The organism is Aureibacillus halotolerans, from assembly GCF_004363045.1.
In the GTDB taxonomy this organism is placed as follows: domain Bacteria; phylum Bacillota; class Bacilli; order Bacillales; family DSM-28697; genus Aureibacillus; species Aureibacillus halotolerans.
The window spans coordinates 288,101-299,731 of sequence record NZ_SNYJ01000002.1 but is presented as its reverse complement, the minus strand read 5'-3'; the positions used below and the strand labels follow the sequence as shown (position 1 = coordinate 299,731).

Below are 11,631 nucleotides of genomic sequence, written 5' to 3'. Positions count from 1 at the left end.
TGGATTTTTAAGCAACGCCCTTTGACGCGGTATAGGTGATGGCTAAATACACAATATAGCCAAGGATTAGTAGAGCAGCAATCCCATAGACCCAAAAGATCGGATTTCTCCCAACTGGATGCCGTGAAATCGACTCTGAGACGGAGCTGTCCGTCTCTTTTTTCGTTGCTTTGCCAATCCGCATTGACACGATGGCTCCACACAACACGACCAACACGGTGAGAGCAGATAGTGCAAGTATTGCAGCATCCATGATTCAAAGCACCTCTTCATAGGGAGGCTATTACTAAGCCTCTTTTACGATTACTCTCCCCTTAAAGAGTGTGCTCATACATTTAGGGCGTGCCCTAGACGTGATGATCATTTTTAAATAAAAATTCGTAAGATAGGTCAATGAATACATACAAGTGCTCCTGCACAGGGAAAGAAAATGTTCGGATGTTTTGCTTTGTTTCAATATCTGAATAAAGATCTGAAAGAATACCTTTGCCACCCGACTCCATACGAACAATATTTTCAAGGAAATAGGGACGCCAGCTCCAATTTTTCCCCATATACTCTTGTTGGAATGCCCACTCACTGTCACGCCACACCATATTTGCCGATTTTTGAAACCCGTCTCCATCACATAAATAAATACGGAAACTTTCATGTTGAAACAGTGTACCTATATAAGACAGAAGTTCATTATCGGTATGATCTTCACTCAAAAGCAGTGCATCCTCCAACTTTTTTTGCAGCTCTTCTTCAATGGCTAAACGCCTTTTCAGCTTGTTTTTCTCATGACGAATAAAGCGACTAAAAATGGCATTCAAATGATCCAGCTGTATGGATGACTTTTCGATTGAGCCGTTTGGCTGATCTAAAAAATTTCCTTGGTAATATTGCCCACCGTTTCTCCAAGCATATTGCAACTGAAATTCAGTTTCAATTTCTTGAAAGATCATCGCTGCTCCAATCTTCCGCGCAAGTTGAGTTAAAGAGTGCATTACATCGTGATATGCCTGAGGTTTTTCAGCATCAAGCAATGGGCGAAGATTCACTTTTATAAAATGTGGCGAAACCATTCCGATGACATCAAGGTTCGTTTCAATCAGCCCAATGTTGTCGAGCGAAATTTTTATTCCATAGGTCTTCAAATACATGATAAAATGATGCAGATGCTCCAAATCTCCATGAAATGAGGACAGGCTCATTTCAATCACAAGCGAGTCGAGCTTTAACCCACGTTCTCTCTCATAAGTAAGAAGCATTTCAATGAGCTCTTCTCCGTGTTCTAACAGCACATCTGGATGGGCATTCAGAAACAAGGTTGCAATGTCCTCTGTGATAAGAAATTGCTCAATCGCCTGATGGTAGAGGTGGACATCGATTTCAAATCGGTATTCCTCTGGAACGCTGGCATCGTGAAAAAACGGTCCCAATGGCATATCGTGCGTCGTTTGCTTTAGTCTTCCATAGACCTCACAAGCGTTCACACGCCAATCATCTGCTGAATACACCCCTTGGAAAACTGGAAAAACACTGTCCTTTTGTGTCACGATATCTAATGGGTCCATTATGACGGCCTCCTTTATTTTCTTTGAGGTTGTATCGTCTTTGTTACGATTTTTGCATCACACCACTATACGTATAAGGTTGATATAGATGAAAAATGAAAAAATCACACGTCGTTCTTTTATAAAACGACTGTTCGGCTGGTTTACCGGGCTGGTCGTCACTGCAACCGGAGGGTATAGCTATGCTACCTATCTTGAACCACGTTGGGTAGAGACGACCCATCATACCATTCCGAGCAAAAACCTACCTAAGAGCTTTCAGTCATTCAAAATTGTCCAGGTAAGTGACACGCATGTTGGCTACCATTATGAAGAGCAGCAACTCGAAAACCTTGTCACAAAAATCAATGGCCTCCAGCCCGACCTTATCGTTTTTTCTGGCGATTTAATGGACAGCCCTAATCAATACGAGACGCCAAACCATTTAACGTCCATCCTCAAAAGTCTCAAAGCGCCATACGGAAAAATAGCCGTTTACGGCAACCATGATCACGGGGATTACGGCACAAATATTTACAAAAACATTATGGAGAATGCAGGCTTTACTGTCCTTCTCAATCAATCAACAACCATTGAAAAAGAAGGTGAACATATTGTCATCGCCGGTATAGATGATCTTATGTTAGGACGTCCCGATTTGGCAAAAACAATGAATGGTATATCCCCTGATGATTATCTTATCTTTATTGCTCATGAACCTGACATTGCTGCACAATCAAAGAACTTAAATATTTCATTGCAGCTTTCCGGCCATACGCATGGCGGGCAAGTTCAACTTCCGTTTTTCGGTCCTATTGTGCTCCCACCACTAGGGGAGAAATACTTCGATGGTATGTACACTTTTCCAAACAGTGACATGATTCTTTATGTGAATCGAGGCATTGGGACGACCCGGCTTCCTTATCGTTTTTTTTGCCGCCCCGAACTCTCCGTATTTACACTAGAGAGAAAGACTTAAACATCGATGATGGCTTTTCGCACCTTACGTTGGGCAGACACGGTTAGTTATAACTGGATTAACTTGAAATTCATTGTTGTGATTGCTTTTTATACAAACTCGCTTTTACCCTAAAGGCACAAGTGCTTCGATTTAAAGGACCTCATCGTGTTTTCATTGCCGCTGAAGTCTCGTTCGTGGCTGCTATTAATGATTCATTCATTTTTTATGATGTACAAATCCGCTTTGTTACTTACAAGCGCCCCTTTAGAAAATATAGAATTGTGAGCAATGGGATCTTTATTGTCACTGAATACAGCAGGCGTTGTTTTGAAGAGGTTAATGGATCTCTACATTATGTGATATATCTTCGCATGAAACGATGCACTTAATTGTCTTGTATGCTAAAGTAGGACGATTCAACTCACTTTTCCATTTTCTCTGTTATATGAGACCTATAAAAATAAAAAAATTTACGCAGAAACAAACATCAAGCGTAGTCAAAATACGCAGACTCCTGCGGGAACAGCGCGAGCTGAAGATCCCGCAGGAAAGCCGCTTTTGCTTTCCGAGGAAGCTGAAGCCGTGCCCGCGGAAAGCGGAGTGTTTTGACGAAGCGGTCGTATTTGCGTTGCACCCTAAAGGGCACAAGTGCAATATCGAGTCAAAATTAACTTATCGTGATTTACGATGCACCTGAAGTCTCGTTAAGTGGCTGCTTTTAATAATGCACTCCTTAATTATCATGACAAGATGTCAATGAATCGATCTATCGCACCTTACTTCACTCAAGCACAGCCAGCGTTGAAGGTGATTTCCGCACTGCGAAAGTTACATCTTTAACTCTTTTTTCAATCTGTGTAAACAACTCATTCAAGAAGCTCCTGATCATTTCGTATAAAATTTTTTGTTTTTTTCACTTTAGTGGTTTAATGCGTAGCCAATGCAGGGAATATGCAATATAAGTTCGTAAAACAACGAACTCCCTTCTTACGCATTATACATCTTTTTGATAACGGAGTGAAAAACAATGAAAAAGCATATGACATTTACTTTACGCAATCGAATTTCTGCCGCGACACTTATGGCCTTATCCCATCGTTTAAAAGAAGAAAAACGTGATGTCACATTCACACTTGAGCAAACTTCAATTAATGCCGATGATACGCTAAGCCTCATCTCTTTTTTCCTCGTAGCACCAATGAACAGCACAATCAGTCTCACATGCGATGAAGAGGATGCGGAACAAGTATTGTATTATGTGACACAAACCATACTTGAGGAAAATCGACCGATGGCGAACACTTCAGCATAATGCATGAAAAACGAGAGCCAATAGGTCGCTCGTTTTTTTATTGAACAGAACTATTGGAAGCTCTTTATAAGGAAAGGTATACTATACATAGGAGGTGAACGCTTTGCAAAAAAGCGAACAAGCAAATTGGTCCATTTCAACCATTGCGCAAGCGATCTTTGTCATTAACAAGCACGCAAAGACGGCGACGAATCCTCGCGATTTGTATTCTCTTAAACATAAAGCGATACGCAAACTTATAGAAAAAAAAGAAGCAAAGAAAATCGGCATGCACTTTACGAAAAATCCTAAAAAATCTCAACAACACTCGGATTTACTTATACGTGTAGGGGATTATTATTTTCATGTGCCACCGAGCAAATCTGATTTTGCCGAAGTACCGCATCTTGGCACGGTAAGTGAAAGCTACCGGAACCCAAAGACATCAATGACTTTGACGAAGGCGAAAAATGTGTTACAAGACTATACAGGCTGGCGTCAAACGAGTGATGAAAAGCACTCAGGTCATAAACAACGTCAAGCACCTGTATTTAAACGACTAGGGGAAAGCTACCCGTGGAAGCCATAACATGCTACTGAGATAAATGATTCCACGGACCTTTGCTGCATTTTGTAGGTGATGCACAGGAAGAGATCATAACAGATGGCTCAATAATTCGTTTTGTGTTCATCAGCCTTTTTGAACACATGCTCACGCTCGGCCTTTATTATCATTTCCAAGTTCTCCGTAATTTGCCTCCACACTCAAAGATTCCATCCTAGCATTCTCAACAACACAAGGAACAAGGATGTCTGCTTTTATGGATAAAACATCGTCTTCAAACATATTTATCGTTTAATTAAACTCAGCCTCCCTCATGACCTTCATTTTGACTACCATGGATTCCACAACGTTATTATCGTTTGTGAGAGAAAGTGCACATTCTACAAGAACAACCAAGAATACGAGCGATTCTCAGCAGCGTGACGTTTCTTCCTTATAAAAGTAGGGAATCTCATCTACAAAAGGAGGCGGCGTCATGAGCGAATTTAATTATCACCTACAACAAATGCTGAAGCACAGCAACGAAATGGCAAATGAATGGGAGAAACTATCAGAGGAAGAGCTCCTTCTCATTAAACAAGCGTATCCCTTTAATGAGCCTTATCCAGCCATTAATACAAAAATTCACGGTTGGTCCCAATCTTTGCACGATCAAACTTCAAAACGTCCAAAATAATCGATTAGGGCTTGTCCAAAAGTCAGAACAACGACAATTGGACAAGCCCTTCTTCTTTTGTTTCCATTGCAAGAGCAGGATGGCGGATTTTAAGGGCAGGACTTTTGTGACGTTTGGCGCACGTCTTCGTTAACAACTCAGTTTTTCGCAAACTGTCTTTGCATTTTTATAATGGCTTCCGGCCCACTTTAATACAATTTTCTTATGTATGAGGACAATGAATCGAATATGTATTAAATTCACTGTCGAATGCCAAATCTTACACGTCCCTTTTCGCCTCCGATGTTTTTTCCATTCAGTTTTTTAAGCAAATGGACAAATCGTCTGGTGGACCTGCATCATTTACGAACCCTTTTAGGTACAAGTTTATGCAGCGATGTCGTCCCCTACATAGCATGAAGCAAGCAGTGAATGAGTGCTGCTAAACAAAGGGGGCTATCCTAATGGGAAGACATAAACACAAACGCTGTTGTTGTAGACGCTGGGAAGAAGAGAATCAAAATGAAGTAAACGAAATGGAGTTCGTCGAAGAGGTTGAGGAATCTTCACGCCATCGTAGAAAATGTTGCAAGCACCACAATGGCAATAACACTGACCTGATAGGCTTTGTCTGCTATCCTGTCTTTGCAGAAGATGAGGAAGAGTCGGAGAACGAGTCAAGCAATCATCACAAATGCTGCAAAAAGAAAAAACGTCGTCGTTCATAGTCTATGTAAAAAGGGCGTGGAGGTTCAGCCATGCCCTTTTTTATAGAAGGCTTATTTGCTTACATAATGGTACTCGCCTGTGTTTTCGTGACCAGCTACTCACCCACCACTACATGAGTTCAATATAAAAAGTTCTCGACAGATGAAAAAGCAGCCCTCCAATTGCTCGAGGACTGCGTTGTATTCATTCTTTTTATGCCGATTGGGATTCTTGTTCTTTGTTACGGAGTGCCTCAGCTTTAAGCTCGATTTTCGTGAAGGCTCGATTGGCACACCACATGACGACAAACGCCAACCCACTGCCTGAGAAAAATAATATCAAGCCAGGAAATTGCTGCATGATAAAAGCGATCAACATGACGCCTGCGATCATCATGATTATTTCACCTGGGCGTGAAATGGCGATGAGCAATGTTTGTTTAAAGTACTGAAACAGCTTCAGGTCATAGTGGACAAAAACTGGGAAAAAGAACATTGTCATCGTGCCGTAAATGAACGTCCCTACGATTAAAAAGTATTGCACGAAAACTCCCCAGCTTCCAGTATCCTGCGTGTTGAGGATCCGAAAATCGGCCCAGAGGATAAACCCGACTAAAAGAAGCAATACACCTAGTATGTTGGCGCGAACAAATTCACGCTTGTACTCACTCCAAAACGTTTTAAACACAGCAACTTCCGGCTCGCCACGCACCCATTTCCGGTTGACAGCAAACATCGCAGCGGTCGCTGGACCAAATCCAAATATAATGAGACCAAGGACAGTGAACCCAATCCACAAAAGATTTACATAGGCTAAACGCATGATCCATTCACAAATGGAGTATAAGGTGCCCATAAATCCATTCATTTCCATGTACTTCACCACCTCGTTGCCTAATTTTCAAATTCTGTCTTTCTACCATAATGCTACCGTTTTCATGATAAAAAAGCAAGTGTTTCTCACTTTTATGAAAGCGTTATCCCCTTGTTTCTCTCGGTCTTTTTTCAACACGTGGTGCCGCCATTTCCTTTTGCGCTTTAAACGCAGGCAAAAGCAAACGAATGCTTTGCCAAGCTGCCCATATGCTAATGATAAGAAAAAGCAAACCCCAAACGAGCGCAGGCACAAAGGTGGTTTGGGCGAGTAAGGAGGCATCCCCAGCAGATCCAGAACGAAATAAACTAAGAATAAAAATGTCAAACGCAGCTCTTACAGAATCGACAAGCAACGTTAACGTCAGACCAAAACTAGTAAATGCCAACCATGACCTATTCCCTTTCCAAAAGAGCAGACCTACGAGGACGAGGAAACCGATGATCCATAAAAGACCATATGGATTACGCACCCAAAAAACACCATTCGCAAAAACGAGAACTCCTGCTATACCAAGCAGCACATTGTACGCTTTTTTACGCCATAACCAAGCAAAGAGTAGAAGAACGGCAGAAGAGGTCAGGTATCCGGACAAAGAGACAACAATCATTGGCCACCCCGTGGAGGTCCATGATCTTGTCACGCCAGTTAAATCGGCAAACAGTTGAATGCTCGATACTTGTCCACCAACGATGACCGCCATGAGTGCGTGACCGCTTTCGTGGACGATCGTATTCCAAGTGCGAAGTATCGCTTGCACTCCTGGGACATATAGCAACACAAAGATAAGGACGCTGGCAGCCACAACCTTCCAGTTCATCAAATCAGCTCCAGTCTCTCTTCTTACCAACTTATTTTATCACTGCATAGGCTGTTTTGCTATTGCAATGCTATTCCATCGCAAGCATTGCATTGGCCCATTTTTTATACTTTGTAAACGCTTGTTCATATAAAACAGACTGTTCTTTGTCTGGCTTATAGCTCGTTATTTTCCCATTTTTTTTCTCAAATGGGGGTTTGTTCAATGCGTTCCTCGCCAGCATAGCGGCTCCTTTGCTTGACGCATCGTGATGCTCTGGAACAATAATTTCACGTTCCAAAATGTCAGCCATCATCTGCACCCAAAAGGATGAGCGCACGAACCCTCCGTTTACTAATAGCTGTTTATTTTCTGGAACCATTTCGGCAATGTCTTGCGCCATCAAGTTCATTTGATACATCACACCTTCGTATACTGCACGCGCAAAATGTGGCTGTTCATTCCTTGAAGACATCCCAACAAACCCACCTGTGACGCCTGTTGTCCAGTATGGCGCTCGTTCCCCGTATAAATAGGGCAAGCAAAGCAGACCCTCACAACCTATAGGTGCTTGTTTAGCAAGTTCTTCAAACCAAACGTCCCGCTCAGCTTCTGGCCGTCCTTCATACGCCTCTTTGAACAAATGTTCTTTTGTCCATTGTAATGCGACCCCACCGTTGTTGATTGCACCACCAATGACAAATGCATCTGCTGTCAGATGATAGCAAAACGTATGCCCTTGCTCATGCGTTACGGGGGAAGCAACGATTGCCCGTATAGCCCCACTCGTCCCGATCGTGACGACCGTATCCCCTACGTCAGCATCAGCTCCTAGATTCGCCAGAACACCATCGCTGGCACCTAGAACGAACGGTGTCTCAGGATGGACACCTAGGTCGTTTGCAATGGCCGTGTCAAGACCTCGTAACGCACTTGTTGTTTCCATGATCGTTGGCAACTGATGCTCTTTCACACCCGCAGCATCAAGGGCTTCTTTATTCCACGTCCGCGTGTATAAATCATATAAACCAGAAGAAGAAGCCACGGATTCATCCGTAACAAACGTACCAAACAACCGATAAAAGACATAGTCTTTGATGGACAGGACATGGTCATCTGCTGTCAGATCCCATGGGGCATTGCCAGCCGTTATCCATGCTAGCTTAGCAAGCGGTGACATTGGATGTAATGGAGTGCCTGTTCGTTCATAGAAACGAAGGCCATAAGTCTCTTTTAATTGATTCGTCTTGTCAGAAGACCGTTCATCTGCCCACGTAATGAGCGGCGTCTTTGGTTTTCCAGATGCATCTGTAATGACTAATGAATGCATAACGGCACTAAATGAAATGGCTTCAATTACATCGGCGTTAAGTGATCTGCTTCGAATTAATTCTCTTATACAATGAAAACATGCGTCCGCAATTTCATCTGAATCCTGTTCAGCGCTACCCTTTACCGGACTTAATAATGGGTACTGTTTTTCTTCTCTAGCCAAAGCATTGCCATCATTATCAAACAATACCGCCTTCGTACTCGTTGTTCCAATGTCAACTCCGATAATATACATCGTTTCCTCGCCTCTTCCCTTACTCTTTTTCTGTCATAGCAAAAAAGTGAGGGGCATATTGACCCTCACTTTATACATCTATTACCTTATGTCGGCAAACGACCGTTACATTGACATCCAATCCGTATGGAATACGCCTTCTTTGTCTGTCCGCTGATACGTGTGCGCGCCAAAGTAATCGCGTTGTGCCTGCAGAAGGTTTGCAGGGAGAACTGCAGAACGATAGCTGTCGTAATAGGAAAGAGCATTCGCAAGACCAGGTACAGGTACACCTTTCGTCACGCCAAGAGCAACCACTTTACGCCAAGCGTCCTGATACTCATCAATAATTCCTTTAAAGTATTCGTCAAGCAGCAAGTTTTTCAGTTCTGGATTACGACCGTAGGCATCTTTAATATTTTGAAGGAAGGCTGCACGGATGATGCATCCGCCTCTGAAAATCATTGAAATGTCGCCGAGCTTTAGGTCCCAGCCATATTCATCAGAAGCTGCTTTCATATGCGCAAACCCTTGCGCATATGAGCAAATTTTGCTTGCATACAATGCACGTCGAATCGCTTCAACCCATTCACTCCGGTCACCTTCAAGGGACGCTGGTGATGGCCCTTGGAGAACTTCACTCGCCGCCACTCGCTCAGCTTTCATCGCTGAGATAAAGCGAGAAAAGACTGATTCTGTAATGATCGAAAGAGGAACGCCAAGGTCTAATGCACTTTGACTTGTCCATTTGCCTGTTCCTTTTTGACCTGCTGTGTCAAGAATCACGTCAACGAGTGGTTGATTCGTTTCAGGATCAACTTTTGTGAAAATGTCCGCTGTGATTTCAATTAAGTAGCTATCGAGCTCACCAGCGTTCCATTCTTTAAAGGTTTCGGCCAACTCTGTAGCTGTAAAGCCCAAAACATCCTTTAATAAATGGTACGACTCACAGATAAGCTGCATGTCCCCATATTCAATTCCGTTATGAACCATCTTCACATAATGCCCTGCTCCGTCTGGTCCAATATATGTAGAGCACGGATCGCCGTTCACCTTTGCTGAAATGGCTGTTAAAATTGGCTCAATCATTTCATAGGCGTCCTTTTGCCCACCTGGCATAATTGAAGGCCCTTTTAATGCTCCTTCTTCACCACCTGATACGCCAGTTCCGATAAAGTTAAGATCGTGACCTGCTAACAGTTCATTTCTGCGACGCGTGTCTTCAAAATATGCATTGCCTCCATCAACAATAATGTCCCCTTTATCGAGCAAAGGAATTAACTGTTTAATGGTCGCATCTGTTGCTGCTCCTGCTTGCACCATAATAATGATACGGCGTGGTTTTTCTAACGAAGCAACAAAATCAGAGAGATTTTGAAATCCGGACAGCTGTTTGTCTGCAGCTTCCTTCAGTAATGCTTCAGTCTTCTCATACGAACGGTTGAAAACCGCAACATCGAATCCTCTCGATTCAATGTTCAATGCCAAATTCTTACCCATTACAGCTAGGCCTATGACACCTACATGATTTGCCATCTGTCGTCATCCTCTCCATTTCAAGGTGTATCCTTAAGTATTGTATAACGAGACGTCTGTCCGCGCAACTGACGCAAATGTTTTAGCTCTTAGTACAGTTTCTCTGAAACCGCTTTAGCCATTTTGCTTCGGGACGTTACAGCCACATCTTCCATTCGCATGGAAACACCAACAGCAAGCAAGTCAAGCACCGCAAGCTGTGCAATTTTTCCAGAAAGTGAACTACCTTGCAACGGACTTTCCTTAGCGGTCATAAACAATTCTATATCCGCTTGTTTTGTAATCGGTGATTTGGCATTGCTCGTTATACAAATTGATTTCGCCCCTGCTTCACGAGCCATTTCTAAATGCCGAACCGTATCCTTCGTGCTCCCTGATGTTGACAGCCCTACTGCCACGTCTTCAGTACCTAAGCGGGCAGCTGCCATCGCTTGAAAATGGGTGTCCTGCTGTGCATCGCATTCCTTTCCAATTCGCTGAAAACGGTGACTGCCATCCAATGCCGTCAATCCCGAGGCACCAACCCCAAAAAACACAATTTTTCGCGCCTGATGAAGCACGGTAATGGCCGCTTCAACTGCGTCTATGGCAAGCAGCTGTCCCGTTTCCTGAAGGTTGTGGTTATGCCCTGCAATGAGCTTTTGTGTCATCGTGTACACATCATCTGTCATCGTCACATCATCATGGAGCTGACTTGAGGGATTGACGAGATCTTGAGCGAGCGAAAGTTTAAAATCCTGAAATCCACTATATCCTAGCTTCCTACAAAAGCGGAGAACGGTCGTTTCTCCAACATCTGCTTTTTCAGCCAATTCAGTCACCGAGCAATAGATGATCGTTTCCGCATAATCAACAATGTATTTGGCTACCTTTACTTCGGTTTTTGTAAAAGCCTGCATATGGCTGCGAATGGATAACAACGTATGCTGGTGCTCTGCTTCAAGTGTCAATAGCTTTCTCGCTCCTTCACATAAGCATCATTCGTCATTAGAGGACGCTTTTTAACAACGTTAAGAACAGTGTAGCAAAGTGCCCTGCACCCTGCAAGAACGCCAACTAAGCTCTTTGCAACCTTAACAGATTAAATGAATTCTGTTAGAGTTAAATCCATATAAATTATTGGCGGTTATTCATGACGTCACTTATAAAGGGGATCCCT

The 11,631-nt window shown here is 43.1% G+C and carries 12 protein-coding genes; 5 read left to right on the top strand and 7 right to left on the bottom strand.

Annotation, left to right across the window (positions count from 1 at the left end; genetic code table 11):
* Positions 1-7 precede the first annotated feature (7 nt).
* Positions 8-253, bottom strand: a complete 246-nt coding sequence (locus EV213_RS03610; protein WP_133579126.1) for a hypothetical protein — start codon at positions 251-253, stop codon at positions 8-10.
* Between the two features lie 94 nt (positions 254-347).
* Positions 348-1,559: an EAL domain-containing protein gene (locus EV213_RS03605; protein WP_133579125.1), complete on the bottom strand. Its 1,212-nt coding sequence runs from the start codon at positions 1,557-1,559 to the stop codon at positions 348-350.
* An 88-nt stretch (positions 1,560-1,647) separates the two neighbouring features.
* Between EV213_RS03605 and EV213_RS03600 the strand changes: the two genes are divergently transcribed.
* The 5 genes from EV213_RS03600 to EV213_RS03580 all read left to right on the top strand — a co-directional run bounded on the left by EV213_RS03600 (position 1,648) and on the right by EV213_RS03580 (position 5,738).
* A complete protein-coding gene (locus tag EV213_RS03600; protein WP_133579124.1) occupies positions 1,648-2,517 on the top strand; it encodes a metallophosphoesterase in 870 nt (289 codons plus the stop codon).
* A gap of 1,009 nt (positions 2,518-3,526) precedes the next feature.
* On the top strand, positions 3,527-3,811 hold the full coding sequence (locus EV213_RS03595; RefSeq protein WP_133579123.1) for an HPr family phosphocarrier protein: 285 nt from the start codon (positions 3,527-3,529) through the stop codon (positions 3,809-3,811).
* Positions 3,812-3,914: 103 nt separating this feature from the next.
* Positions 3,915-4,379 carry a YkyB family protein gene (locus tag EV213_RS03590; protein ID WP_133579122.1) on the top strand — a complete coding sequence of 155 codons (465 nt, stop codon included), beginning with the start codon at positions 3,915-3,917 and terminating at the stop codon, positions 4,377-4,379.
* Positions 4,380-4,830: 451 nt separating this feature from the next.
* Positions 4,831-5,031 carry a hypothetical protein gene (locus EV213_RS03585; RefSeq protein WP_133579121.1) on the top strand — a complete coding sequence of 67 codons (201 nt, stop codon included), beginning with the start codon at positions 4,831-4,833 and terminating at the stop codon, positions 5,029-5,031.
* A gap of 443 nt (positions 5,032-5,474) precedes the next feature.
* On the top strand, positions 5,475-5,738 hold the full coding sequence (locus EV213_RS03580; RefSeq protein WP_133579120.1) for a hypothetical protein: 264 nt from the start codon (positions 5,475-5,477) through the stop codon (positions 5,736-5,738).
* A gap of 193 nt (positions 5,739-5,931) precedes the next feature.
* Here EV213_RS03580 and EV213_RS03575 read toward each other — a convergent pair whose 3' ends face one another.
* From EV213_RS03575 to EV213_RS03555, 5 genes are all read right to left on the bottom strand, one after another.
* Positions 5,932-6,591 carry a YesL family protein gene (locus EV213_RS03575; RefSeq protein ID WP_133579119.1) on the bottom strand — a complete coding sequence of 220 codons (660 nt, stop codon included), beginning with the start codon at positions 6,589-6,591 and terminating at the stop codon, positions 5,932-5,934.
* 103 nt (positions 6,592-6,694) lie between these two features.
* Positions 6,695-7,411 carry a M50 family metallopeptidase gene (locus EV213_RS03570; RefSeq protein WP_133579118.1) on the bottom strand — a complete coding sequence of 239 codons (717 nt, stop codon included), beginning with the start codon at positions 7,409-7,411 and terminating at the stop codon, positions 6,695-6,697.
* Positions 7,412-7,481: 70 nt separating this feature from the next.
* Positions 7,482-8,957, bottom strand: a complete 1,476-nt coding sequence (locus tag EV213_RS03565; protein WP_133579117.1) for a gluconokinase — start codon at positions 8,955-8,957, stop codon at positions 7,482-7,484.
* 105 nt (positions 8,958-9,062) lie between these two features.
* Positions 9,063-10,472: an NADP-dependent phosphogluconate dehydrogenase gene (gndA, locus tag EV213_RS03560; protein WP_133579116.1), complete on the bottom strand. Its 1,410-nt coding sequence runs from the start codon at positions 10,470-10,472 to the stop codon at positions 9,063-9,065.
* Between the two features lie 89 nt (positions 10,473-10,561).
* Complete coding sequence (locus EV213_RS03555; RefSeq protein WP_243739976.1) at positions 10,562-11,422, bottom strand: MurR/RpiR family transcriptional regulator; 861 nt, start codon at positions 11,420-11,422, stop codon at positions 10,562-10,564.
* Positions 11,423-11,631 lie beyond the last annotated feature (209 nt).